The sequence below is a fragment of the Glycocaulis alkaliphilus genome (genome assembly GCF_004000605.1).
In the GTDB taxonomy this organism is placed as follows: Bacteria; Pseudomonadota; Alphaproteobacteria; order Caulobacterales; family Maricaulaceae; genus Glycocaulis; species Glycocaulis alkaliphilus.
This window is the reverse complement of record NZ_CP018911.1, coordinates 1,365,828-1,389,506: the sequence shown is the minus strand read 5'-3', so window position 1 is coordinate 1,389,506 and position 23,679 is coordinate 1,365,828. Positions and strand designations below refer to the sequence as shown.

At 63.4% G+C, this 23,679-nt stretch carries 23 protein-coding genes and 1 other RNA gene; 6 read left to right on the top strand and 18 right to left on the bottom strand.

Annotated elements, in window-relative coordinates; translation table 11 throughout:
• Window positions 1-11: 11 nt before the first annotated feature.
• The 6 genes from X907_RS06635 to X907_RS06610 form a co-directional block, all read right to left on the bottom strand.
• Window positions 12-1,412 carry a Do family serine endopeptidase gene (locus tag X907_RS06635; RefSeq protein ID WP_127566441.1) on the bottom strand — a complete coding sequence of 467 codons (1,401 nt, stop codon included), beginning with the start codon at window positions 1,410-1,412 and terminating at the stop codon, window positions 12-14.
• A gap of 80 nt (window positions 1,413-1,492) precedes the next feature.
• Window positions 1,493-1,702, bottom strand: a complete 210-nt coding sequence (locus X907_RS06630) for a DUF2065 domain-containing protein (protein WP_233352560.1) — start codon at window positions 1,700-1,702, stop codon at window positions 1,493-1,495.
• A gap of 4 nt (window positions 1,703-1,706) precedes the next feature.
• Window positions 1,707-2,600 carry a protease modulator HflC gene (gene hflC, locus X907_RS06625; RefSeq protein WP_127566439.1) on the bottom strand — a complete coding sequence of 298 codons (894 nt, stop codon included), beginning with the start codon at window positions 2,598-2,600 and terminating at the stop codon, window positions 1,707-1,709.
• 1 nt (window position 2,601) lies between these two features.
• The gene (gene hflK / locus X907_RS06620) at window positions 2,602-3,786 is read right to left on the bottom strand and encodes an FtsH protease activity modulator HflK (protein WP_127566436.1); all 1,185 of its coding nucleotides are present in this window, start codon (window positions 3,784-3,786) and stop codon (window positions 2,602-2,604) included.
• Between the two features lie 106 nt (window positions 3,787-3,892).
• Complete coding sequence (locus tag X907_RS06615) at window positions 3,893-4,405, bottom strand: dihydrofolate reductase (protein WP_127566434.1); 513 nt, start codon at window positions 4,403-4,405, stop codon at window positions 3,893-3,895.
• A gap of 9 nt (window positions 4,406-4,414) precedes the next feature.
• Complete coding sequence (locus X907_RS06610; RefSeq protein ID WP_127566432.1) at window positions 4,415-5,254, bottom strand: thymidylate synthase; 840 nt, start codon at window positions 5,252-5,254, stop codon at window positions 4,415-4,417.
• A gap of 196 nt (window positions 5,255-5,450) precedes the next feature.
• On the opposite strand from X907_RS06610, the gene X907_RS06605 reads away from it, so the two are divergent.
• Window positions 5,451-5,831, top strand: a complete 381-nt coding sequence (locus tag X907_RS06605) for a VOC family protein (protein ID WP_127566430.1) — start codon at window positions 5,451-5,453, stop codon at window positions 5,829-5,831.
• Here X907_RS06605 and X907_RS06600 read toward each other — a convergent pair.
• Entirely contained in the window at window positions 5,828-6,499 is a 672-nt protein-coding gene (locus X907_RS06600; protein WP_127566428.1) for a DUF2459 domain-containing protein, read from the bottom strand. The two genes, X907_RS06605 and X907_RS06600, sit on opposite strands and share 4 nt — an antisense overlap.
• Between X907_RS06600 and ssrA the strand changes: the two genes are divergently transcribed.
• Window positions 6,500-6,863, top strand: a transfer-messenger RNA (tmRNA) gene (gene ssrA, locus X907_RS06595).
• 22 nt (window positions 6,864-6,885) lie between these two features.
• On the opposite strand, the gene X907_RS06590 is transcribed toward ssrA, so the two are convergent.
• Both X907_RS06590 and X907_RS06585 read right to left on the bottom strand, forming a co-directional pair.
• On the bottom strand, window positions 6,886-7,488 hold the full coding sequence (locus X907_RS06590; protein ID WP_127566426.1) for a hypothetical protein: 603 nt from the start codon (window positions 7,486-7,488) through the stop codon (window positions 6,886-6,888).
• Window positions 7,489-7,589: 101 nt separating this feature from the next.
• The gene (locus X907_RS06585) at window positions 7,590-8,966 is read right to left on the bottom strand and encodes a cytochrome P450 (protein WP_170175488.1); all 1,377 of its coding nucleotides are present in this window, start codon (window positions 8,964-8,966) and stop codon (window positions 7,590-7,592) included.
• A 153-nt stretch (window positions 8,967-9,119) separates the two neighbouring features.
• On the opposite strand from X907_RS06585, the gene X907_RS06580 reads away from it, so the two are divergent.
• On the top strand, window positions 9,120-9,560 hold the full coding sequence (locus X907_RS06580) for an SspB family protein (protein ID WP_127569364.1): 441 nt from the start codon (window positions 9,120-9,122) through the stop codon (window positions 9,558-9,560).
• Between the two features lie 5 nt (window positions 9,561-9,565).
• On the opposite strand, the gene X907_RS06575 is transcribed toward X907_RS06580, so the two are convergent.
• Window positions 9,566-10,591, bottom strand: coding sequence for a zinc transporter ZntB (locus tag X907_RS06575; protein WP_127566422.1), 1,026 nt, complete (start codon window positions 10,589-10,591; stop codon window positions 9,566-9,568).
• Window positions 10,592-10,612: 21 nt separating this feature from the next.
• A complete protein-coding gene (locus X907_RS06570) occupies window positions 10,613-11,020 on the bottom strand; it encodes a RusA family crossover junction endodeoxyribonuclease (RefSeq protein ID WP_127566420.1) in 408 nt (135 codons plus the stop codon).
• A gap of 100 nt (window positions 11,021-11,120) precedes the next feature.
• Here X907_RS06570 and fumC point away from each other — a divergent pair, with 100 nt between their 5' ends.
• Window positions 11,121-12,512 carry a class II fumarate hydratase gene (gene fumC / locus X907_RS06565; protein WP_127566418.1) on the top strand — a complete coding sequence of 464 codons (1,392 nt, stop codon included), beginning with the start codon at window positions 11,121-11,123 and terminating at the stop codon, window positions 12,510-12,512.
• Complete coding sequence (locus X907_RS06560) at window positions 12,513-12,686, top strand: DUF4169 family protein (RefSeq protein ID WP_127566416.1); 174 nt, start codon at window positions 12,513-12,515, stop codon at window positions 12,684-12,686.
• Between the two features lie 378 nt (window positions 12,687-13,064).
• Here the strand turns inward: X907_RS06560 and X907_RS06555 are convergent, their stop codons facing one another.
• Both X907_RS06555 and X907_RS06550 read right to left on the bottom strand, forming a co-directional pair.
• Window positions 13,065-14,720 carry a thiamine pyrophosphate-binding protein gene (locus X907_RS06555; RefSeq protein ID WP_127566414.1) on the bottom strand — a complete coding sequence of 552 codons (1,656 nt, stop codon included), beginning with the start codon at window positions 14,718-14,720 and terminating at the stop codon, window positions 13,065-13,067.
• A gap of 119 nt (window positions 14,721-14,839) precedes the next feature.
• Complete coding sequence (locus tag X907_RS06550) at window positions 14,840-16,852, bottom strand: TonB-dependent receptor (protein WP_170175487.1); 2,013 nt, start codon at window positions 16,850-16,852, stop codon at window positions 14,840-14,842.
• A gap of 73 nt (window positions 16,853-16,925) precedes the next feature.
• On the opposite strand from X907_RS06550, the gene X907_RS06545 reads away from it, so the two are divergent.
• A complete protein-coding gene (locus X907_RS06545; RefSeq protein ID WP_170175486.1) occupies window positions 16,926-19,514 on the top strand; it encodes a M14 family zinc carboxypeptidase in 2,589 nt (862 codons plus the stop codon).
• A gap of 25 nt (window positions 19,515-19,539) precedes the next feature.
• On the opposite strand, the gene hisIE is transcribed toward X907_RS06545, so the two are convergent.
• From hisIE to hisB, 5 genes are all read right to left on the bottom strand, one after another.
• Window positions 19,540-20,169: a bifunctional phosphoribosyl-AMP cyclohydrolase/phosphoribosyl-ATP diphosphatase HisIE gene (hisIE, locus tag X907_RS06540; protein ID WP_127566407.1), complete on the bottom strand. Its 630-nt coding sequence runs from the start codon at window positions 20,167-20,169 to the stop codon at window positions 19,540-19,542.
• Window positions 20,166-20,933 (bottom strand): imidazole glycerol phosphate synthase subunit HisF, encoded by a 768-nt coding sequence (gene hisF / locus X907_RS06535; RefSeq protein WP_127566405.1) that lies wholly within the window; start codon window positions 20,931-20,933, stop codon window positions 20,166-20,168. Before hisF ends, hisIE begins: the two co-directional genes overlap by 4 nt.
• Window positions 20,927-21,649 carry a 1-(5-phosphoribosyl)-5-[(5-phosphoribosylamino)methylideneamino]imidazole-4-carboxamide isomerase gene (locus tag X907_RS06530; protein WP_127566404.1) on the bottom strand — a complete coding sequence of 241 codons (723 nt, stop codon included), beginning with the start codon at window positions 21,647-21,649 and terminating at the stop codon, window positions 20,927-20,929. The genes hisF and X907_RS06530 overlap by 7 nt, the downstream gene beginning before the upstream one ends.
• Window positions 21,650-21,652: 3 nt before the next feature.
• Entirely contained in the window at window positions 21,653-22,261 is a 609-nt protein-coding gene (gene hisH, locus X907_RS06525) for an imidazole glycerol phosphate synthase subunit HisH (RefSeq protein ID WP_127566402.1), read from the bottom strand.
• Between the two features lie 208 nt (window positions 22,262-22,469).
• Window positions 22,470-23,678 (bottom strand): imidazoleglycerol-phosphate dehydratase HisB, encoded by a 1,209-nt coding sequence (hisB, locus tag X907_RS06520; protein ID WP_233352558.1) that lies wholly within the window; start codon window positions 23,676-23,678, stop codon window positions 22,470-22,472.
• Between the last annotated feature and the right edge of the window lies 1 nt (window position 23,679).

The following is a 23,679-nucleotide window of genomic DNA, read 5'->3' as shown; positions in this document are numbered from 1 at the left end:
CCAGCAAAGCCTTATGGTCTAAGGCTTTGCAGGATGAACTGGCCTTGGCGGTTCAAGCTGAAAAGCACCGGGCGGCCGCTCTCACCCGCTGCGGCGCGGGCAATCTGGCGGGCCTCGTCAACCGTGCTGACCTGCGTCCAGGCAATCTCCTCCACAACGTCGCCGACGCGTACCTTGCCCGCCGCGTCCGACCCCGGTTCGACGGCTGTAACGACCAGCCCTCTGGCGTCCGGGTGCAGGCGGTGCGTGCGGCGCAGCGCGTCGGTAACAGGCGCGAGCGTCAGGCCGAACACGGTGCGCGACGATGGCGTTGCGCCCGGCGTGTCTGAATCTGCGCCCACAGGGCGCGCCGGGGCAGCGTCGGGTTCGTCAAGGCGCTGCACCTCTACTTCCAGGGTCAAAGGCTCACCCCGCCGCAGGACATCGACGCTGACACGCGACCCGATAGCCGTGTCGGCGACCATGCGAGGCAGGCGCCGGTCATCGGGCACCACCTCGCCATTGAACGCCAGAATGAGGTCACCGCGCTCAATTCCCGCGGCATAGGCGGGTCCGTCCGGATCGACCCGGCTGACAATGGCGCCGCGCGGACTGGCCAGTCCCAGCGCTTCTGCGGTATCGGCGGTCACGGCCTGCACATTGACGCCCAGCCAGCCACGGCGGGTTTCGCCGAACTCGGCCAGCTGGCGCACGATGGGCGCTGCAATGTTGGAGGGGATGGAAAAGCTGATACCGACACTGGCGCCGGTCGGTGAGAAAATGGCGGTGTTCACACCGACAACCTGGCCATCCATATTGAAGAGCGGCCCGCCGGAATTACCCCGGTTGATGGCGACGTCGGTCTGCAGATAGTCGTCATAGCGTCCGCCGATCTCGCGCCCTCGCGCCGAAATCACACCTGCTGTCAGTGAACCGCCAAGGCCGAACGGGTTGCCGATCGCAATAACCCAGTCGCCGACCCGCGCGCCATCAGAGTCGCCAAAGCGCACGAAGGGGAAATTCTCGCCCCCGCCCCGAATGCGCAGTACCGCCAGGTCGGTCGCCGGGTCCACGCCGACAATATCGGCCGGCAGCGTGCGCCCATCGGTAAAGACGACCTCGACCTCGTCGGCTTCCTCAATGACATGGTTATTCGTTACGACCAGCCCGCGCGCGTCGATGATGAATCCCGACCCCAGCGAGTTGGCCACGCGCGGATTGTCACCGAGAAGATCATTGAAGCGCTCGAGCGGAGAGCCCGGCGGGAAAGTCGGCAGATTGGCCTGCGAGCGCATGCGCTGGGCCGCCGATATGTTGACCACCGCTGGCGAGAGCTGGTCTGCCAGATCACCGAACCCCTCACGGGGCTGGGCCAGCGCCTGAGGGACGGCAAGCAGGAATGCGGCGGCTATGACAGCCAGAACGGCACGCATGGGCGACTCCGGTAGCAAGGCAGGTTTGATCAAGCTTAACGCGTTGTTTGCCTGCCAACACCCCCCATTGCAGGTGGCGCTCAGCCCACGGACCGTCCAAACCAGACCAGGATTACGCCTGCAGCAACCGCGCCCACACCCGCCAGCCGCAGCGTGCCGGGTGGCACGCTGGCCGCCGCTTCTGCCATCCGCCGGGCGAGAGACGGAGCCAGCGCGTAAAGAAGCCCCTCGACAACCAGCACGAGGCCGATAGCGAGGACGATCCAGCCGAGCATGGCTCCGACACTCATCTGGTTAGTTCGGCGCCCCCGCCTGGTTCTGGAAGTAGCGGAAGAACTCCGAATCCGGACTGATGATGATCGGCGTATTGTCCCGCAGGGCGAGATCATAGGCCAGCATCGAGCGGTAGAAGGCGAAGAAGTCCGGGTCCTGCCCATAGGACTCCGCAAAGATCGCCGTCCGGCGGCCATCGCCCTCACCGCGGATACGTTCCGCTTCGGCGCGGGCATTCGCGAGAATAACCACGGCTTCCCGGTCGGCCTCGGCGCGGATCTGGCGGGCCCGCTCCTCACCTTGGGCACGGATCAGGGCTGCTTCCTGCTGACGCTCGGACCGCATCCGCTCGAACACCCGGTCGGTGATCTGCTGAGGCAGGTCAGCGCGCAGGATACGCACGTCAATTACCTGGATTCCGATATCCTGCGTGGCGACCTGCGCCTCGACGGCAAGCTGGATACGGTTCATCACCTGGGCGCGCTGACCGGAGATGACCTCGCTGGACGGGATAGAGGCGATTACGCCGCGCAGCGAGTCATCCATGATCGCCGACAGGCGCTGCTGCAGGCCACGCTCGTCGCGCACGGTCTGGTAGACCCGCAACGGATTGACGATGCGGTAGCGCAGGAAGGCATCAACGACGAGACGTTCCTGGTCTGCGGCCAGTATCTCGGCCGGTGCCATGTTGAACTCGACATTGCGCTTGTCGAAATGAAGCACGTCATCGACGAACGGGATCTTGAAGTGCAGACCCGGCTCTTCGTCACCGGGCTCGTTGATGACGGCGACCGGATTACCCAGCCGCAGCACCAGAGCGGATTCCCGTTCGGAAACGGTATAGGTCGCCGACAGACCGACAATCACCGCGATGGCGAGGATGACGGCAAGGCTGATCAATACAATACGAGGCATATCAGCGCTCTCCCGTTCTGGATGCGGAACCGGTTTGCGTGCGGGCGGGGCTGCGGTCCCGGCCAAGCTGGTCAAGCGGAAGGTATGGCACTGCGCCGCTTCCGCTCTGCTGATCAAGGATGATCAGTTCAGACCGGCCCAGCACCTGCTCCATCGTTTCGAGGAAAATGCGCCGGCGGGTAACATCGGGTGCCAGGCGATACTCGGTGTAAATCTGGTTGAAGCGTGAGGCCTGGCCCTCAGCTTCCGCTATCACACGCTCGCGATAACCGCGCGATTCCTCCAGCAGACGCACTGCATCACCGCGCGCTTCGGGGATCACCTGGTTGGCGTGGGCCGTCGCCTGCAGTGCGGCACGCTCCGCATCCTGACGCGCCGCGTCCACATCGCGGAACGCGTCGATAACGCTGGCCGGTGCCGACGCTTCACGCAGCTGGACCTCCAGCACCTGAATGCCGGAATTATAGTTGGCGAGCGTATCCTGGATGATCTGGCGCGCGCGGCGGGCAACATCGGTCCGGCCCGCCGTAATGATGGGCTGAAGCTCGGTCGTGCCGACAACTTCACGCATCGCGCTTTCGGCAACGGCTTTCACCGTGCCTTGCGGATCACGCACATTGAACAGGAAGTCGCGCACACCTTCCGGGTAGGTCAGGTCAACACGCCACTGCACCACGAAATCGATCTCGACGATGTTCTCGTCGCGGGTCAGCATCAGGCTTTCCTGCGGCGTGGCACCGACGGCGACCTCGTTGGTCGTCGTCACTTCCGGCAGCATCACCGTCTCGAACGGCACCGGCAGCTTGAACTGCAGGCCCGCGCCCGTGGTGCGCACATATTCGCCAAAGCGCAGGACCACACCCGCCTGCTGCGGGCCGACCACGTACCAGGCAGACCCCGGCCAGGCGAGCCAGACAAAGAAGATGCCCGCCGCGATCAGGCCAAGGCCCGGACCGCCGGAGCCCTTGCCGCCACCGCCGCCGAACATGCGCCGGATACGTGCCTGCAACTGGGCAATGAACTGTTCCAGATCCGGCTCGCCGCCGCCCTGCCCGTTGCCAGAGCCACGCCGTCCGCCGCCGGGGCCTTGCCCCCACGGATTCTGGTTATTGTTATTGCCGCGCCGTCCGCCGCCGCCAGAGCCCCAAGGCCCCCCGCCGCCGCCTGCATTGTCGTTCCAGGGCATATACGTCCTCGTAACGGAATGAAAATTGATCGGTGTTGCGACGATATGTGGACGGATCGGCCCGCCGGTTCAAGTCAAACCGGCACCGGACGCAGTGCGCGATGCGTCACACCCGCTCCAGAACCCGCGCCACAAACCCCGCATCATCGCCCGGTGCCGGGTTGAAACGTTCGGCGCTGACCTCACGCCATTCGAGCGGGTTAAGCATCGGAAAATGCGCATCACCCTCCGGCTCGAGATCGACTTCGGTCAGATGGATGCGGCTGACAGCGGGCAGCAGGGCTGCATAAAGCGCCGCGCCGCCAATCAGGCATACTTCGCTGGCACCATCCTTCACCGCAACCTTGCGCGCAGCCTCCACCGCATCGTCCGCATCGGAGAAAACTTGCGCGCCTTCCAGTGCCGTGACGCTGCGTGAGACAACGAAATTGGCGCGGCCGGGCAAAGGCTTGCGCGGCAGGCTGTCCCACGTCTTGCGGCCCATGATGACCGGCTTGCCGAGCGTGGTGGCCTTGAAGTTCTTCAGGTCAGAGGGGATGCGCCATGGCAGGTCATTGTCCCGCCCGATCACGCCATTCTTCGCGACGGCGACGACGATTGAGAGGGGGATACCACTCACACCGCCGCCCTAAACCGCCACCGGCGCGGATATGCCCGGATGCGGGTCATAGCCGATGATCTCAATGTCTTCGTACTCGAAGGCGAAGAGGTCGGTGATGTTCGGATTGAGCTTCAGCGTGGGCAGCGGCCGCATATCGCGGGCCAGCTGGCGCTCCACCTGCTCGACATGGTTTGAATAAATGTGTGCGTCCCCGAATGTGTGGACGAACTCGCCGGGTTTCAGCCCCGTCGCCTGCGCCATCATGGCCAGCAGCAGCGCATAGCTCGCGATATTGAACGGTACGCCGAGGAACAAATCCGCGCTGCGCTGGTAAAGCTGCAGCGAGAGACGCCCGTTCGCGACGTGGAACTGGAACAGCGTATGACAAGGCGGCAGCGCCATGGAGGGCACATCGGCCGGGTTCCAAGCCGACAGCACGAGGCGGCGCGAAGCCGGATTGGCCTTTATCTGCGCCACAAGATCTGCCAGCTGGTCAATCTCGCGCCCGTCAGGGCCAGTCCAGCGCCGCCATTGCTTGCCATAGACGGGGCCCAGCTCGCCATTTTCGTCCGCCCACTCATCCCAGATGGTGACGCCGCGCTCCTGCAGCCATGTCACATTGGTCATCCCCTTGATGAACCAGAGAAGCTCGATGGCGATGGAGCGGAAATGCACCTTCTTGGTGGTCAGAAGCGGAAACCCGTCAGCCAGATCACAGCGTATCTGGCGGCCAAACACCGTGCGCGTGCCTACCCCTGTGCGGTCATCTGACGGCGTGCCGTTGGCCATCACATCGCGCAGCAGATCGAGATACGCCGCCTCGATGCCGGGGGGCGTGGGGGCGGGATGATGTTCGGCAAGGGCCATGGGCGATTCTCTAAGCCGCGAGGGTATGGGGGCACCCTGCCCCATCGGGGTGATTCGGCCTACCCATGCGGGCCACCAAACCGCAGGCACAAGCCAGTTATGAACAGGATTTAAGTCTCCGGACATCAAATCGCCCTTGCCCGCACCGCGCGCTGGTGGCAGTTTGCGTGGGCTGGAACAAAAAGGGAATATTTCAATGATCGGATATGTAACTGTCGGCACGAACGACCTGGAAAAAGCGTGTGCCTTCTACGATGCCATCGCGAAAGAGCTCGACACGCCGCGCATGATGGAGAGTGACGCTTTCGTGGCCTGGGGCAAGCCCGGCGGCGCGGCCGGCATCGCCGCCACCAAGCCGTTTGACGGCAATGCGGCCAGTGTCGGCAATGGCGTGATGGTCGCGCTGGAAGCGAAAGACAAGGAGCAGGTCCACCGGCTCTATGACATCGCGCTGGCCCATGGCGGCACGTGTGAAGGCAAGCCCGGCCCGCGCGGCGACAATTTCTACGCCGGCTATTTCCGCGATCCCGACGGCAACAAGCTGAATGCCTTCCTGATGACCGGCATTCCCGGCTAGCGGGTTTCCTTCCCGGGGGGCGGGCAGCGTGATGGCGCTGTCCGCTCCAGCCGGTTTAGCAGGCTTGCGGGCAGCAAATGCGCGCCCGTCCAGCCGACATCAAGGCCCGCCTCGCGCAGGCGGGCCGCCGTCCATACATTGCAGCTCTGGAAAGCGTGGTAGGTGGAGCGGCCAGCCAGAAACGCGCTGCCGCGCGCATCCAGCCCGTCAGCGACTAAGCGCGGAGCGCCCGCCTCATCCAGCACCAGCTCGGCCTCCAGACCCTCAACGATGATGGCGAGCGCCTCACCGGACAGCGCGACATCGCGATATTCGCTCAAATAGGCCTCGCGCGGATCACGGCCCAGCGCCGCGACATGCACGACAGAGCGCGTTGGCCATGCGATGGCGGCGATGCTGTTGAGCGGGTTTACGCCATCCACATAGGCTCCCGCATCGCCCCAGCCGATTGAGAACCAGCGCGCATCGGGAAACGCCGCGCGCAACGGCCCGTCACCGGGAAACGCGCTTGCAGGCAGGTAGAAATTCGTATGCCAGCCATTGGAACTGACGGCGATCAGCTCGCAGTCATCCGCGCTGGCGACCGCCACCGGCGCAGGCCGGGTGCAGGCAGCAAGCGCAAGCGTGAAGCCCGTCAGCAGACATATCAGGGGGTAAAGCCGTGCCATACCCTTTCATAACACGGCCAGACGCCTTATATTCAATCTCGTCCGCTTCGGCGGTCTATGGTGATAAACGTGCGTGTAATAACCAGACCGGACCCGGGTGCGATTCCCGGCGGCTCCACCAATCTCTTTTCCGCTGCGTTGGGCGGTGAGCATGGGGCCGATCAGGATCGACGGATGGGTAAAGACGTTGCTTTCACCCGCATGGGCTCCGTTATCAGCCCATTGTTAAAGTTGCCAACGACAACTTTGCTGAAGAAGTGCGTCTCGCTGCGTAAGCGGCGCGATCATTTCGCATCTTAAGTCCTCGGCTCTAGCAAGCCGCAGGCGGGGTTCGGGGGGCGCCTGGCAACAGAAGCCCCCTACTTCCTCAGATTTTCGCGACCTGGCTATCGTCTGCGCGACCGTTCGCGGATCACGACCGGCAATAGCTGCGCCAGCGCTGTGTAGAGGCCTGCGCCAAAGGCCCAGCTGAGCGGCACGAACAATATACCCAGCACGTCGCGCGCTTCGGAGTGATTCCCGCCGACGCCCAGAACATAGGCGCCATTGGCCAATTGATAGACGCCGGCAGCATCAGGCGAGATCAGCCGGGCAATGCCCGCGATGATGGCAAAGGCAGCAGCGGCGTAAAGCAGGCCCAGCACGCTGACGGCAGCGGCGGTGCCCGGCCCTGACATGGCCCCGTAGCGCAATGCCTCTACCACCCGGCGCGGGTTGAGGGTGCGCGCGGCATGACGTGCGGCCTGACCGGCGATTTCAGACGGCAGGTAGTGGCCGGGCGGGCCGACGAGATCGAGCGCGCGGGCCACCGTGTCCGCGCTCGCATTGCGGCCGCCATTCAGGGCTTCAATCACCCGCACTTCCACTTCACGCCGGTAATGCCGGGCCACGCGGCGCGGGAGGCGGCCCAGAAGGATGTCGGCCTCATGCATGTATTCAGCGGCGAGGGCGCGGGCCGGTTCATGTTCAAGCTCGGTCAGCCGTTCCAATACCCCACCCCCTGATTTGCCAGCTGTCAGCAAGGTTAACGCCATTACGGGCGCTGCGAAAGCGGCGCGCCCTGATTTTCATGACAGCTGGGCCACGCGTATCAGGCCGGTTTGACAATCAGATGAAGCCCGCCAGCGGGACGCAAGGTAACCTGCATGGCCAGCTCAACAGGGCGGGCATCGGCGGGCGGTGAAAACGCCAGCTCACGTACCAGCGTGGCCAGCATGATGGTTGCCTCCATCATCGCAAAGCCCATGCCGATGCAGGCGCGCGGCCCGCCACCAAAGGCCAGGAATTGATAGCGGTCGGTGGGCCTGCGGTCGCGCAGCCAGCGGTCCGGATCAAAGCTGTCGGGATTGTCCCAGAGCGTCGTGTGCCGGTGCAGGCAGTAGAAGGCGAGCAGCGCCACATCGCCCTTGCGCACCGGGCGACCACATATCTCGGTCGCCCGTACGGCCCGGCGGGCCACCATGGGCGCAGGCGGATAAAGGCGCATCGCCTCCTCCAGCACCTGACGGGTGAAATAAAGCTGGCTCACATGCTCGGCGGTCGCGGGCCCGTCGCCGAGCACGGCCTTTGCCTCTTCGCGCAGGCGCGCCTGCGCTTGCGGCTGGTTGGCCAGCAGATAAAGCGCCCAGGTCAGGGCTATGCCGGTGGTTTCATGGCCTGCCGCCACAAACGTCATCACACTGTCGCGAATATCGGTGTCGGACAGGCCTTCGCCGGTCTCCTCGTCGCGGACGGTGAGAAGAAGGCCCAGAAGATCGCTGCCCGGATCGGCCGCCGCGCGCCTGCGGGCGATCTGGCCCTCTACCGCCTTGCGGAACACCTTGCGTGCCTGAACGGCTCGCCGCGTCATCATGCGCGGCATCCATTCAGGGACAGGTGCAAGGTCAGACAGGCGCATCTGCCCGATCTCTTCCAGCAACACCTCTATGGCCCGCCTCACCTCGCCCCTGTCGAAACCTTCGACGTCAGAGAACAGCACGCGCTCGATAACGGCGAAGGTCGCATCGCTCATCACGCTCATGATCTCAGGCGTTTGCGGGTGCTTCAGCCGCTCCACCGCCATCAGTGCAGCCTCGGCCATTATCGGCGCGAACGGGTCCAGCCGGCGCTTGAGGAAGGCGGGTTGCAGTGTCATGCGCTGCCGCCGCCAGTTCTCGCCATGCGCGGTCAGGATGGCGTCGCCCAGAACAGGACGCAGCATGCGCTGGATGAGCGGGGATTTGCACCAGTCCTCGAAATTGTCCTGCAGGACCGACTTCATTTCCGCAGGGCCGGACACATGATGCACCGACCGGCCGAGATATGGTCCGGTCAGAATCGTCTTTTCAAAAAGCAGTGCGGGCAGGATGGATAGCGGGTTCTCCCGCATCAACATGCCAGTTTTCAGCAGATTCGTGGGCTGTTCCAGGGGCGTCACCCGGGCCGGCTGAAAGCTGTCCGTCATATCGGCGTCACCCTTGGCTGGCATGGGTTTTTCCATATGCCAATTACTAGCGCAGTATGGATCGTACGGCTATTGAAGATTGGTGCAGCAGTGCTGGCCGATTGACGCAAGGAACGCGTCGGCTAGGCTCGGTTGCGAAAGCTCGAGGCAGGGGGAGACGCAGTGAGCAAGGACCTGATGCGGTATGACCGGCTGGCGCAGGACGCGTTGCGCGGCGTGATCCGTCAGGCGCTCAACAAGGCCGGCAGTCCCGAAGGTCTGCCCGGCGCCCACCATTTCTACATCTCCTTCAAGACCTCTGATCCGGGCTGTGACATCGATCCCAGCCTGGCCGAAGCCTATCCCGACGAGATGACGGTCGTGCTGGAACACCAGTTCTGGGATCTCGCGGCGGAGGAAGACTATTTCGAGGTCACGCTGAAATTCGGCGGCGTGCCGAAATATCTCAAAGTCCCCTATCGCGCGGTGACGCGCTTCCACGATCCGGCGGTCGGTTTCCATCTTCACTTCGACTACGAAGCACCGGACGCCGCCAATGGCGCCGCGCCGAGCGCTGCAGCAGGCGGCGGCGAAGAAGGCACGGTTGTCAGCCTGGACGCCTTCCGCAAGAAAGACTGAGGCGCTCAGAGCAGCTTCATTTTCCTGAATACGTAGGTGAGGATCACCGCGGCCACGATGATGAGCCCGGTAACGGCGGCAAACGCCCATTCCTCCTCGGCGAACGGGATACCTTCGACATTGATGCCGAGAAGGCCGGTGAAGAGTGTAAGCGGAAGGAAGATCGCCGCCAGCGCTGACAGCAGCACCATATAGCGGTCCATGCGTGCGCCGCGCGCCTCCACGATCTGGTCCTGTATCAGTGCCGCGCGCTCGCGCACCGCTTCCAGCTCTTCAAGAATGCGGGTCGTCTTGTCGGCGGCTTCGCGCACCCGCGAGCGGTCACGGTCAGAGAGCCAGCTGAGGTCTTCAATCGACAGCGTGGTCAGCGCGTCTCGCTGCGGGCCGATATAGCGGCGCAGGCGGATCGCGCGGCGGCGCAGGTCTGCCAGTGCGCCGCGTTGCACGGTGTCGTCCTCCAGCAGCGCATCCTCGAACGCATCAAGCTCCTCGTGCAATTCGGAGACGTGCGGCTCCATCCGGTCCGCCAGACGCTGGGCGAGCTTGCCGACCAGTTCACCGGGGCTGACAGGCGCGATGCCGCGCTCAATGGCGCTGACAAGGTCTTCCACCGCGCTCAGCGGACGCACCCAGACACCGATCACGCGGGAACGGTCCACCCAGAGCCGCACCGAGACCATGTCCTCCGGCTCGGCACCCTCCATCAGGTTTACTCCGCGCAGGATGATAATGGCCCCTTCCCCGTGAACGGTGCAGCGCGGCCGCGTATCATCAGCCAGCAATGCCGATTGCAGGAAGCTGTCCAGGCCGCTCTCGGCCTCCAGCCAGGCGCGTGTGCGCGGGTCTTCACGTTGCAGATGGACCCAGATGAAGGGCGGGCGCCCCTTGCCGCGCGCTTCCGGCTTCGCGTCGTGGTTGGGCGGGCTTATTGCCTCAAGTGTTGCGGGTTCTGCTGCACCCCGGCCATCCAGCGCAAAGCAGAGGACGGGCGGCAGGGCAAAGCCGTCAGTCGTCAAATCGCTTGCGGCCATGGGATGGCCTCCCGTGGCAGATCAGGCCGCTTCGGGCACCAGCGGCACGGCGCGCACACGCACCCGCGCGCGCTCACCCATCACCTTCTCCACGTGCAGACGCTCCACCTGGCTGTCATCGTGGAAGACCACGCCGGTCAGCGCGTCCAGCACCGCCTTGGCGACATTGTCGACATCATGGACGGGCGAGTTTTCGGTGCGCTCGATGATGATGGTGACCTCATACGGTCCCCATTTCGGGCGCACGCGCTTGAACTCGGTGCGGAAAAACTCCCCGATCAGCGTCTTGAAACGGCGCGACTGCGAGGTCAGCGCATCGACGCGCAAGTGAAGCGATCCTGTTGGTGTTGCTACCTGCACCTTGCCTCTCCCGGACCATTCAAGGCCCTCATCCTGCAGTGCGTAGCGGTCAGCGGCTTGATCCCTCATGGCCCGATGCTACACACCCGATTCGTTATATTCACCAGTGTCCGCGCGCTTTGGCCCTGTGGCAAGGCGCGCAGGCAAACCAGACCCGCTGAGGAACACCATGTCTGCCATGCGCACCGAGACCGACTCCTTTGGCCCGCTAGAGGTTCCCGCCGACAAGTATTACGGCGCACAGACCGCCCGCTCGCTCATCAACTTCAAGATTGGCGGCCAGACCATGCCGGTGCCGCTTGTACGCGCGCTGGGCGTGGTGAAGCACTGCGCGGCCAAGGCCAATATGGCGCTCGGCAATATGGACACCAAGGAAGGCGATGCCATTGCGGCGGCCGCGCTGGAAGTGGCGGACGGCAAGCTCGATGACCATTTCCCGCTCGTCGTCTGGCAGACCGGGTCCGGCACACAGTCAAACATGAATGCCAATGAGGTCATCTCCAACCGCGCGATTCAAATGCTGGGCGGGGAGATGGGGTCCAAAAGCCCGGTCCACCCCAATGACCATGTGAACCGCTCCCAGTCTTCCAATGACGTGTTCCCTACGGCCACCCACATCGCCGCAGCGCGCGAGTTTCACGCCACGCTGGTGCCTGCCCTGAAAACCCTGCGCGATGCGCTGAAGGCCAAGTCAGAGGCCTTCAAGGACGTTATCAAGATCGGCCGCACGCATCTGATGGACGCGACGCCGATCACGCTGGGTCAGGAGTTCTCCGCCTATGTCGCGATGGTCGAGAACGGCATCCGCCGCGTGGAAGCGGCCCTGCCCGCGCTCTACGAGCTGGCACAAGGCGGCACGGCGGTCGGCACGGGGCTGAACGCCAAGCCGGGCTTTGATGTGGCGTTCGCCGAGGAAGTGGCCAAGCTGACCGGCCTGCCCTTCGTGACGGCGCCCAACAAGTTTGAAGCCCTCTCCACCAAGGACGCGCTGGTGGAGGCACATGGCGCGCTCAATTCGCTGGCCGTGTCGCTGTTCAAGATCGCCAATGACATCCGGCTTCTGGGCTCCGGCCCGCGCTGCGGTATTGGCGAGCTTGCCCTGCCCGAAAACGAGCCCGGCTCGTCCATCATGCCGGGCAAGGTCAACCCCACCCAGTGCGAGGCGATGACCATGGTCTGCACGCAGGTGATGGGCAATAACGCCGCCGTGACCTTCGCCGGCAGCCAGGGCCATTTCCAGCTCAACGTGTTCAAGCCGGTGATGATCTACAACGTGCTCACCTCCACCCGCCTGCTGGCCGACGCGGCGATCAGCTTCACCGAGAACTGCGTGGCCGGCATCGAGGCCAATGAGGCGCGCATTGCCGACATCATGGAACGCTCGCTCATGCTGGTGACGGCGCTTGCCCCGAAGATCGGCTATGACAACGCGACGACCGTCGCCAAAACCGCGCACAAGAACGGCACCACGCTGCGCGAGGAAGCCATCAAGCTCGGCTTTGTCACGTCAGAAGAGTTCGACGAGGTGGTGCGCCCCGAACAGATGATCGGCCCGATATAATTGAGCGAAATCGTCAATCTGCGGACCGCGCGCAAGCGCAAGGCAAAAGAGGCGGCAGCGAAAGACGCTGCCGCCAATCGCGCCGCTTACGGGCAGACGAAGGCTGAAAAGCTGAAACGCAAGGCGGAGACGGACAAGGCCGCCCGCGACCTGGACGGGAAGAAGCGGGAGTAGGCGTTGTGCCGTCATCACCCGCTTTACCTGTCCCCGCGCAGGCGGAGATGCGGGTGACCCATGCCTGCAAAGAAACTACGCCCTCGCCCTTCGAGCGCCACTGCGTCCGCTAGGATGAGGGCTTTGGTGTGCTTTTTCCCTCATCCTGAGGGTGAGCGAAGCGAACGTCTCGAAGGACGAGGGAAAAGCAAGCTCTCAGGCATGGGTGGCTCGGACCTCGCTAGCGCTCTGCCGGAGGATGACAAGTATTAAAACCACTCCACCTTCGTCATTCCAGAAAGCGCGTTAGCGCTTATCTGGAACCCAGTGTTTCTCAAAAAAAGCTGGGTTCCGGCGTTCGCCGGAATGACGATTGAGAGGTGGACGGTGAAACGCCACCTACTTCCCCCTCAGAGCCGAAATCGTGCGGCCCGGCGCGATCTCTTCCACATCGCAGATCAGGTGAAGCAGCGCTGGCTTGCCGCAATTTTTCGCCTGCTCGAAAGCAGCCGGAAAGTCGTCGAACGACTCCACGCGGATGCCTTCACAGCCAAAGCTCTTGGCGTAGGCCACAAAGTCCGGATTTTTAAGCTCGGTGCCTGAAACACGGCCCGGATATTCGCGCTCCTGATGCATGCGGATCGTGCCGTAGGCGCCGTTGTCCGCGACGATGAAGATGACGTTGGCGCCGTACTGCGCGGCGGTCGCCAGCTCCTGCCCGCACATCAGGAAGCAGCCATCGCCATTGACCGAGACGACCAGCGCGTCCGGCTTGGCGATCTTGGCCGCGATACCAGCAGGCACGCCATAGCCCATCGCGCCGGAGGTCGGCCCCAGCTGGGTGCGGCAAGCCTTGTGGCGGTAGAAGCGGTGCAGCCATGCCGCGTAATTGCCCGCCCCATTGGTGAGGATCGCGCTTTCGGGCAGATTGTCCGACAGCCAGCAGAACATTTTCGAGAGGTTGAAGCCGCGCTTCACCTCAACGACCGAGGAAAACGCCAGAAACTCCTCATGCGCGGCAGCAGCCTCACCGGCCCAGGCGGATGCATCCACCTTGATGTGGGCAAGCGCATCGGCGGCGGCGGCCACGGTGGCGTTGATGGCGAGATCAGGCTGGTAGACCCGGCCCAGCTCCTGCGCGCCGGGATGGATGTGGACCAGCGTCTGTCCCTCCAGAACCGGCGGTTTGAGCACCGTATAGCCAGAGGTCGTCATCTCGCCGAGGCGCGGGCCGAACACGATCAGAAGGTCTGCGCCCTTCACGCGCTCCACCAGCTTGGGGTTCGGCGCAACGCCCAGATCCCCGGCATAGTTCGGGCCCATATTGTTGTAATGGTCCTTGGAGCGGAAGGAGCAGGCGACGGGCAGATCATTGTTTTCGGCAAAGCGGCGCGCCTTCTCCACCGTCTCGCCGCTCCACTTGGTGCCGCCATAGATCACGAACGGGCGCTTTGCTTTTGCCAGCAGGGCTTCCAGCTTGGCGATGTCGCCCGGCGCAGGCGCGGCATGGGCTGTCTCCACGCGGCGGATGGCGGGCGCCTCGGCGGTTTCGGTGAGCATGTCTTCGGGCAAAGACAGCACGACCGGGCCGGGCCGTCCATTCATCGCGGTGGCAAAGGCACGCGCAATGTATTCGGGCACGCGGGCGGGATCATTGATCTCGGCCACCCATTTGCACTGATCGCGGAAGAAATGCGTGTAGTCGATTTCCTGAAAGGCTTCCCGGTCCTTCATGTCGCGCGCCACCTGGCCAATGAGCAGGATCATCGGTGTGGAGTCCTGAAACGCGGTATGGACGCCCACGCTGGCCTGCGTCGCGCCGGGCCCACGCGTGACCATGCAGATGCCGGGGCGGCCCGTCAGCTTGCCATGAGCCTCGGCCATGTTGGCCGCGCCCGCCTCCTGACGGCAGGTGATGAAGCGGAAGTCCTTGCCCTTCTCATAGACCGCATCAAGCAGCGCCAGATAGCTCTCGCCCGGCACGCCAAACGCCAGATCAGCACCATTGGCAAGCAAGGCATCGGCGAGGTGCTGGGCACCAGTCTGACGGGGCATGGGATTTCCTTTCAGAAAAATATTTCTTTTTCACTGCTAGCCGCGACCGGCGGGCGGGGCAAGTTTGGGCTGCGTTGTAGCTCACCTCGCCGCAACTCGCGAGATTGAGGACTGGCAAGCTATCCCCTTACCCGCACGCCAACGGAAACGGTACGCGGTTCGCCGGGGAAGTAGCGATAGCCGCCAAAGGCAAAGTCGGCACGCTCGGCATAGCGTGTATTGGCGGCGTTGCGCAGCGAAGCGAAGAGCTCAACGCCCTCGCGTACCTGCATCGCGCCGCGCAGATTGACCAGATGGTGCCCGGCATAGACCGCATCATTGGCCGCATCGGCGAAATACTCGCCCACATGCACCCATTCCGCTTCGAGACGAACCGCGTCCACGGGTTGCCAGCTTGCGCGCAGATTCCACAGCCATTCCGGGGCGGTATCGACGCGGTTGCCGCGCTCGATCACCTCAAAGGCCTGACTGACCGGCCTGTCGAAATCATATTTGTGAATGGCCCAAATGAGCGCGCCAGAGAAGGTCAGCGTGGCCGTGACCGGCCACACGCCCTCAATCTCCATACCCTCATGGGTCGTGCGCCCGTCGGTGACATTGATACCGTCCGCATCGCGGAAGAACACGTTGCGCTTGACCATGGTGAAGGCGGTCAGCTCCAGCGCCAGACCGTCGGGGCGCGACAGGCGCAGGCCCGCCTCCAGACTGTCGAGCGCTTCCGGTTCGATATTGTCGATCTCCTGTCCGGGCTGCAGCCGGTAGAGCTCATCCGTCTGGGGCGCACGTACGCCGCGCGCGGCACGCGCAAACGCACGCCAATTATCCGCAAAGCGCCAGACGAGCCCTGCATGAGGCGCGAACGTGGTGAAGCTGTCAGAGCGGTCAGACAAGCGCAGGAAGCGCCCTGTCGCGCCATCATCGGTATTGTTCGTATAGTCAAACCGGGTCGTCTCCAGCCGCGCCCCGCCTTCGATCTCCAGCGCCTCTGTAAGGGTGTGGCGGCCCATCGCGAACACCGCGCCGGTCAGCGCCTCCACGTCATAGTCGTAATGAACGCCTTGCGGGAATTCGCCAAAGCTCGCCAGCGTCTGGTCTTCAATCAGATAACCACGCGTCCATTCGCCATCTGCGCCGATGGTCAGGCTGCCTTGCGATGTCTGGCGGGTGAGCGCCGATTGCGCGCCAATGCTGTCATGGCCGGTAAACTCCAGCGCGCGCGAGGGCAGGAAGTGGAGCCGGAAGTCCATGTCATTGCTGCGTGCGTACACGGCGCCAGACAGGCTCCAGCGTTCGGACAGGGTGTGATCGGCATGCAGACTCACCCGGAAGGCGCGCGCATCACGGAAGGCCTCCGGGTTTGCATTTCGCCGCGACAGCGCTTCATCGCGATAGGCCTCAAACCCGTTCACGAAGGTGGCGGTTTCCTGCTCCAGATGGATGGCGCTGGCGCGCAGGCTCCAGCGCGTTGCTCCCTGCCCCCAGTCCAGCCGCGTCTGAAGGCCGGCGCGAAACAGCGAGGCATCATCCCGCCAACCGTCCTCGGAACGCGCCGAGAGGCCGATAAAGCCATCTCCCAGGCGCGTTGAACCGCTGGCCGAGGCCGTGACGCGTATACGGCCATAGCTGCCCAGCTCCAGCTCGGCGCGGCGGCTGGAAAGGGCCGGGTCAGGCGTGATGACATTGACCAGTCCGTGCAGCGCGTTCGAGCCATAGACCGCCCCGCCCGGCCCCCGGATGATCTCCACCCGGCCGGCCAGCTCATCGACCGCCTCGAACAGGCCGTTAATATTGGCAAACGCAGGCGCGCGCAGGGAAATCCCGTCTTCCAGATACAGGAATGATCCCGCGCCCGCGCCAGCGCTCAGGACCGGAGAGCGGATGGCGGTCAGGTGTTCTGCCCCGTTGCCGCGATGGACGTAGACGCCCGGCGCCCGGTTCAACAGCTCGGCGATATGCTGGGCGCCGACGGTACGGATAGTCTGCGCGTCCAGCACGGCCACCGGCACCGCGGCGCTATCGCGCGCCTGGGCCGTGCGTGCTGCGCTGACGACGATCACCTCGTCCGGTACAGCAGAAGCAGGCTGAGCCACCGCTATCGCGGACATGGCAAGCAGCACCGCTGGAGCAGCCATACAGGCGCGCATCGCGCTTGACGCAAGGCCTTGCCCGCCTAGGGTTACGGCGTTTCTTGCGGGGGTTGATGCCATGATGTTTTGCCGGTTCGTGCTGGTGGGTTTGCTGGGCGCGTGTGTAGGGCTTTCGGCGGCGAATGCCTATGAGCCCAAGCCTTTAACTGAGCTGATCGCTCAGGATGTCGAGTACGATCCTGCGATTCCCCTGCCAGAGGCTGTAACCGGCTTTGCCGTCGGCGAAATCATCTACACACCCGACATGATCGCAGCCTATATGCAGGCGGTTGCCGCCGCCTCCGACCGGGTAACGATTGACAGTGTCGGGCGTTCCCATTTCGGCCGCCGGATCATGCGCGTGACCATCACCGCGCCGGAAAACCATGCGCGGCTGGACGAGATCCGCGAGGCGCAGCACGCCATTTCCGCGGCCGGCAATACAAGCGCGATCCCGGCAGACCACCCGGTCGTGATCCAGTTCACTCATGGCGTGCATGGCTCAGAGCCGTCCAGCTATGACGCGATCATGCCGCTCCTGTATTTTCTGGCCGCCGGTCAGGGCGCGGAAGTCACTGATATGCTTGACCGTTCGGTCATCCACCTGATCGGTCCGATCAACCCGGACGGCACGGAGCGCTTCGCCAGCTGGACCAATATGCACCGCGCGCGGGTGCCGGTGGCAGACCCGCAGCACCGCGAGCATTTCAATGAATGGCCATGGGGGCGGACGAACCATTACTGGTTTGACCTGAACCGCCAATGGCTGCCCGTGACCCAGCCCGAAGCGGTGGCGCTGGTGCGCGCGACGCGTGAATGGATGCCCAATATTGCGGCTGATTTCCACGAGATGGGGCAGAACACAACCTACTTCTTCTCTCCGGGGCCGCCAGACGGCCTGCACCCTTTGCTGTCAGCAGACGGGCTTGCACTTAACCAGCGCATGAACAGCTTTCTGACCGAACAGCTCGACGGTGAAGGCGCGCTCTATGTCAGCGAGGAGCTTTTCGACGATTTCTATCTCGGCTATGGCTCCAGCTATCCCGGCCTTGTCGGCTCGGTGCCCTACCTGTTCGAGCAGAGCTCGGTGCGCGGCATCGTTCAGGAAACCGATTTTGGAACATTGCGTTATGATGACAAGATAGGTCAGCAGGCCCGCGTGGGGCTGGCGCTGGTCCGGGCCGGTCTGGCCAATCGGGAGCAGCTTCTGTCCTTCCAGCGCGATTTCTACCGCGAGAGCGCGCAGCTGGCGAACGCCGCACCCAATCTGGCCTATGTCTTCAGCTCCGCCGATTCCGGAAGACTGAATGATTTCATCGATATGTTGGACGTTCATGGCATCGAGATTCACCGGCTCAGACAGCGCACAAGGCTGGGAAATACAGATTTCGACCCGGCAAACAGTTATGTAGTCCTTGTGCGCCAGCGCGAGTTCCGCGTGGTCGAGGCCCTTTTCGAGACCCGCATCATTGACGACATGACCGAGTTCTACGATGTCTCCGGATGGACGCAGCCTCTGGCCTATGGCCTTGATTTTGCTGCAGTTCGCCCCGGCATCTTCGCGCCAAACCTGGCCGGTGAACGCGTCACGCCAGCTGACCGGGCCGTTCCGGCCCCTGCCCGTACCGATTATGCCTATGTCATTGACTGGACTAACTTTTATGCGCCGCGTGCGCTCTATCGCTTCCTCGATGCCGGCATCCGCGCCCGCATGGTGCCTGATGCCATCAGCGTAACCACGGCGGATGGAGAGGTCTCTGTCCCCCCTGGTTCGGTCGTCATTCAGGTGCGTCAGCAAGATGTCGATCCCGAAACTGTCCACGCCCTTGTCCAGAGGACAGCGGCGGACGGTGTGCGCGTCATCGCGGCGACCAGCGGCGCGACGCGTCAGGGTTCTGATCTGGGCGGCTTTGCCACCAGCAATGTGCGCCGTCCGGAAATATTGCTGCTGACGGGGCGCGGGCAGGATGTGAACGCAACCGGCGAGATCTGGCACCTGTTCGACCACGAACTGAACATGCCGGTTTCCATGATTGATATTAGCGAGTTCGGCCGGGCCAACCTCAGCCGTTACACGCATATCATCCTGGCCAATGGCGGCTATGGCGGGCTGGGCGAGGCTGACGCCAAAAGGCTCGGCGACTGGACGCGTGCCGGCGGTGTGCTGATCGGTATTCAGGGCGGCGCCAGCTATGCGATCCGCAACGAGCTGACCAGCGCCAGCTGGGCCGAACGAAACGGGGACAATGGCGGCGGCAATCCCCTCGCCTATGCCACCATATCACGCTGGGACACCGAGGAGCGCATCTCCGGCGCTATCTTCGGCACGGATGTGGATCTCTCCCACCCGCTTCTCTACGGCCTCACTTCAAACCGTCTGCCGGTGCAGCGCGAGAGCACGCAGGCCTTCGCGATCGGGACGAATCCCTTTGCGATTCCAGTGCGTTACAGCCGTGACGGGTTGCTGTCCGGCTATGCGTCAGAGGCAAACATCAATGCATTACAAGGACTTGGCGCCGTTTATGCAGAGCGGCGCGGACGCGGGGCGGTGATCCTGTTTGCCGACAATCCCTATTACCGCGCCTATTTCCGCGGCTCCGCACGTGTACTGACAAATGCCGTCTTCTTCGGGGATACATTCCGCAATCCCTGGCGGACCGCGCAATAGGTCAGGGACGAAAAGACAAGCGCTGTCACGCCTTGGCGTGGCGGCGCTTCAATTCTTCGGCGACATCAATGAGGGATAGTCCGCGCGCTTTCAGGAGGACAATGAGGTGGAAAATCAGGTCCGCCGCTTCGCCGGTGAGGGCGGAGTTATCCTCTGAAACGCCAGCCAATGCCGTCTCGACGCCCTCTTCTCCAACTTTTTGCGCTACCTTGTTGATTCCCTTGGCCAATAGCCGGGCGGTATAGCTTTCCTCCGGCGAACTATCCGCCCTTCTATCCACGATCGCGGATAGTTCGCTCAAGAAAGCCAGCGCCGGGCCGGGATAATCGCCAAAGCAGGAGCGCGTGCCGATGTGACAGGTCGGCCCTTCGGGCAAAGCCTGCACCAGTATCGCGTCACGGTCACAATCAACGGCGAGGCCGGCCAGGCGCAGCACATCGCCAGACGTCTCGCCCTTGGTCCAGAGCCGGTTTTTCGAGCGCGACCAGAAGGTTACGAGCCCCTTCTCCTGCGTCGCGGCAAGCGCCTGCGCATTCATATAGCCCAGCATCAGCACCTCGCCGGTGAGGCCATGCTGGACGATGGCAGGCACCAGCCCGCCCCCCTTTTCAAAGTCGATTTGCTCCGCAGAAAGCGGGGAGAGTTCATCGCTCATGGGCGCACCTCGATGCCGGATTGTGCGAGATAGATCTTCAGATCGGGGATGGAAATGACGCCCTTGTGGAAGACGCTTGCCGCTAACGCCCCGTCAACATTGGCCTTTTTGAACACTTCGGCGAAATGGTCCATCGCGCCCGCCCCGCCCGAGGCGATCAGGGGTACCGAGCACACCTCACGGGCGGCGATTAGCTGTTCAATATCATAGCCTTGGCGCACGCCGTCCTGGTCCATGCAGTTCAGCACGATCTCGCCTGCGCCGCGCTCTATCACCTCTTTTATCCATGACAGCGTGTCGCGCTCGCTGGTCAGGGTCCGGTCCGGATCGCCGGTGTATTGGTGGAGCCGGTTTATCCCCCCAATTTTGCGGCTATCCATGCCGACAACCACACACTGGCTGCCAAATTCTTCCGCCAGTGCATTGATCAGATTGGGGTTTTCAAGGGCCGGGGTGTTGATGGATATTTTGTCTGCTCCCGCATGCAGGCGCGCACGGGCCGCCGCTACTGACCGGATGCCACCCGCCACGCAGAACGGTATGTCGATCACCTGCGCGACACGGGCCACCCAGAGGGGCTCCACCTCGCGCCCTTCCGGGCTGGCAGAGATGTCATAGAAGACCAGCTCGTCAGCGCCCTGCTCGGCGTAAAGCCTTGCCAGATCTACAATATCGCCGACCACCTCATGGTCTTTGAAGCGCACGCCCTTGACCACCTTGCCATCGCGCACATCAAGGCAGGGAATGATGCGCCGGGCTAGCATGCCAGCGCCTCTTCCAGCGTGAAGCGGCCCTCAAAGAGCGCGCGGCCAATGATTACTCCGCCCATTTTGAGGGCCTTGGCCTGCCGGATGTCGTCCAGCGTGGCGACACCGCCCGAAGCCTGCCAGGCGATCTCCGGCCGCGAGGCCACAAGGCTCTGATAAAGCGGGATATTGATGCCCTCCAGCATGCCGTCCCGGCCGGTGTCTGTCGCCAGCGCGTGGCGCAGGCCGTGGCGTTGATAGGCCTGCAGGAGCTCCCCCAGCGTTATCCCCGCTTCCTCGGTCCAGCCCTTGACCACCGGGATGGGCGTATCCCCCTTCATGCGCACATCGAAGGCGGCGGCAATCGCCTGCGCCCCGTAGCGGACAAGCCAGCCGGAAACCTTTCCCGGATCGGTGACGGCCAGCGAGCCGATCACCACCCGCGAAGCACCGGAATCCAGCAGCGATTCAATGTCTTCGCCCGTGCGTACGCCGCCGCCGGTCTGCACCTTGATGCCCGTCGCGGCGACGCTTTCGACCAGGGATAATTGACGCCTCTTGCCATCGCGCGCGCCGGAAAGATCCACCAGGTGCAGCCATTCTGCCCCCGCTTTCAGATAGCTGCGAGCCACCGCGGCGGGGTCATCCCCATAGTCGGTAACGGCGGCGAAATCCCCCTTTGCCAGGCGCACTACCCGCCCCTCGAGGACATCTATGGCTGGATAAAGTATCACGGTTTAACCCTTGATAAAGTTGGACAATATACGCGCGCCGACAGCGCCGGAGCGTTCGGGATGGAACTGGCAGCCGGCAATGTGTCCATGGCGCACCATCGCACTTATCCGCGTTCCGTAAGCCGTCGTGGCCAGCGTCGATGCGCCTTCGGGCACGTAAAACCCGTGGACAAAATAGACATGCGCCCCCTCCTCTATCCCGGTGAGAAGCGGGTCTGAACCGGGCGGGAAAGAGAGGGTATTCCAGCCCATGTGCGGCCACGGACCCGCATCAGATGGGGCCAGACGCTCCACCCGGCCGGGGATAAGCCCCAGCAGGGGAACGGGAGTACGTGTGCCGCTATCCTCGTCACTTTCCCCGAACAAAAGCTGCATACCCAGGCACACGCCCAGCAGCGGGCGGGTGTCATTACGCAGGGCATCGGCCCAGCCGGAGCGCTCCAGCGCACGCATTGCGGGGCCAGCCGCGCCCACACCCGGCAGGATAAGTTTGTCCGCGCGCGCCGCCTCTCCCGGTGTCGCGGCGAGGACAGGTTCGACGCCGAGCCGGTTCAAGGCATAGCGCACGGAGGCGATATTCGCGGTCGAGGTATCGATAAGGGCGAGGGTCATTGTATTATTCCAACTACCCCACCCTCGTCATTCCGGGCGAGCCCGGACTTGATCCGGGGGAGACCCGGAACCCAGTCTTTACAAAAAGATGGCTGGGTTCCGGATAACGCCTGACGGCGTTTCCGGAATGACGAAGCTTGGGTATTTCTCCGCAGTGTTTTCCCGGCAAACGCCGGTGAAACGCGGGATAGAAAAGCGGTGGCCCCCATCACAATACCCCCTTCGTGGAGGGGATAGAGGCGCCCTCAATCCGGATGGCCTGGCGCAGCGCGCGGCCAAACGCCTTGTAACAGGCCTCGATCATGTGGTGGGGGTTATCCCCGCTCACCTCGACATGGATGGCCGCTTTCAGGGTCTCCGAGATCGAGCGGAAAGCGTGGGCGCACATATCCACCGGGTAATCCCCCACCCGCTCGCCGGGGATCTCGCCGTCGAAACGCAGGTAAGGACGGCCCGAAAGATCGATCCACACGCCTGCGCGCGTCTCGTCCATGGGCAGGGCAAAGCCGAAGCGGGCAATGCCGGCCTTGTCGCCGAGCGCCAGGCGGATCGCCTCGCCCAGCGCCAGGCACACATCCTCGATCGTGTGGTGGGTATCGACCTCGATATCGCCCTCGCACACCACATCGAGACGGAAGCCGCCATGGCGGGAGACCTGCTCCAGCATGTGATCGAAGAAGTGGACGCCGGTTTCAAACCGCCCGCCCTCTCCGTCGAGATCGATATAGAGCGCGATGTCGGTCTCTTTCGTGGTGCGCCGGATCGAGGCCGTGCGCGGGGCTTTGAGACCACCCAGATAGGCGGCCAGAGCCTTGGCTTCGGCAAGGGTCAGCACCCAGGCGGTGAAGCCCTCGCCCGTCTCCTCCAGTTTCAGCCCCAAAGCGGCGAGGCGCTGCGCCAGAGCGCCCTTATCGGGGCTGGAAAGGGTGAGTTTATCCCCCTCTCTATCCACCACCGCGCCCGTCAGTTCACCCATTCGCGCAGCACATGACAGCATCAGCGAAACATACTGATCCCATTCAGCTTTCGCCGATGCAATGGCGGCCGGCGTGAGGCGCGGTACTATGTCAGGGGCCAGATAAGGGTATGGCAGGGCCGATTTATCGGTGAGTTCCGCCGCCAGCGCCGGATTTCGCGTATCTATCACCACGTAATCGCTGATCTCGCGGCCCAGCCGGTAGAGCGTAACGCCTTCTTTCGACGGGCTTTCCAGCGCCGCGAGACCCTCAGCCAAACGGCTGGTGTCGAAGGATGTATCCACACCTTCGAGCGCTTGCTGCGCCGCCTCGGCGTTCGCAGCGAGGACGAGCGCTTCAGGGTCGCACCCCAGAATATCCGACAGCCGGGCGAGCAGCGCCTTGCGGGATAGTTCTGCCCTTATCCCCGCCCCTCGGGAGAGGTCTATAATGGCGCTCATG

Coding starts and splice junctions, on each gene's coding strand:
- hisIE (WP_127566407.1), bottom strand. CDS start 20,169: ATGAGCGATGAACTCTCCCCGCTTTCTGCGGAGCAAATCGACTTTGAA.
- hflK (WP_127566436.1), bottom strand. CDS start 3,786: ATGCCCTGGAACGACAATGCAGGCGGCGGCGGGGGGCCTTGGGGCTCT.
- X907_RS06570 (WP_127566420.1), bottom strand. CDS start 11,020: ATGAGGGATCAAGCCGCTGACCGCTACGCACTGCAGGATGAGGGCCTT.
- hisH (WP_127566402.1), bottom strand. CDS start 22,261: ATGACCCTCGCCCTTATCGATACCTCGACCGCGAATATCGCCTCCGTG.
- X907_RS06635 (WP_127566441.1), bottom strand. CDS start 1,412: ATGCGTGCCGTTCTGGCTGTCATAGCCGCCGCATTCCTGCTTGCCGTC.
- X907_RS06630 (WP_233352560.1), bottom strand. CDS start 1,702: ATGAGTGTCGGAGCCATGCTCGGCTGGATCGTCCTCGCTATCGGCCTC.
- X907_RS06555 (WP_127566414.1), bottom strand. CDS start 14,720: ATGCCCCGTCAGACTGGTGCCCAGCACCTCGCCGATGCCTTGCTTGCC.
- hisB (WP_233352558.1), bottom strand. CDS start 23,678: ATGAGCGCCATTATAGACCTCTCCCGAGGGGCGGGGATAAGGGCAGAA.
- X907_RS06575 (WP_127566422.1), bottom strand. CDS start 10,591: ATGGCCGCAAGCGATTTGACGACTGACGGCTTTGCCCTGCCGCCCGTC.
- X907_RS06605 (WP_127566430.1), top strand. CDS start 5,451: ATGATCGGATATGTAACTGTCGGCACGAACGACCTGGAAAAAGCGTGT.
- X907_RS06600 (WP_127566428.1), bottom strand. CDS start 6,499: ATGGCACGGCTTTACCCCCTGATATGTCTGCTGACGGGCTTCACGCTT.
- hisF (WP_127566405.1), bottom strand. CDS start 20,933: ATGCTAGCCCGGCGCATCATTCCCTGCCTTGATGTGCGCGATGGCAAG.
- X907_RS06585 (WP_170175488.1), bottom strand. CDS start 8,966: ATGCCAGCCAAGGGTGACGCCGATATGACGGACAGCTTTCAGCCGGCC.
- X907_RS06545 (WP_170175486.1), top strand. CDS start 16,926: ATGATGTTTTGCCGGTTCGTGCTGGTGGGTTTGCTGGGCGCGTGTGTA.
- X907_RS06610 (WP_127566432.1), bottom strand. CDS start 5,254: ATGGCCCTTGCCGAACATCATCCCGCCCCCACGCCCCCCGGCATCGAG.
- X907_RS06550 (WP_170175487.1), bottom strand. CDS start 16,852: ATGGCTGCTCCAGCGGTGCTGCTTGCCATGTCCGCGATAGCGGTGGCT.
- fumC (WP_127566418.1), top strand. CDS start 11,121: ATGTCTGCCATGCGCACCGAGACCGACTCCTTTGGCCCGCTAGAGGTT.
- hflC (WP_127566439.1), bottom strand. CDS start 2,600: ATGCCTCGTATTGTATTGATCAGCCTTGCCGTCATCCTCGCCATCGCG.
- X907_RS06580 (WP_127569364.1), top strand. CDS start 9,120: ATGCGGTATGACCGGCTGGCGCAGGACGCGTTGCGCGGCGTGATCCGT.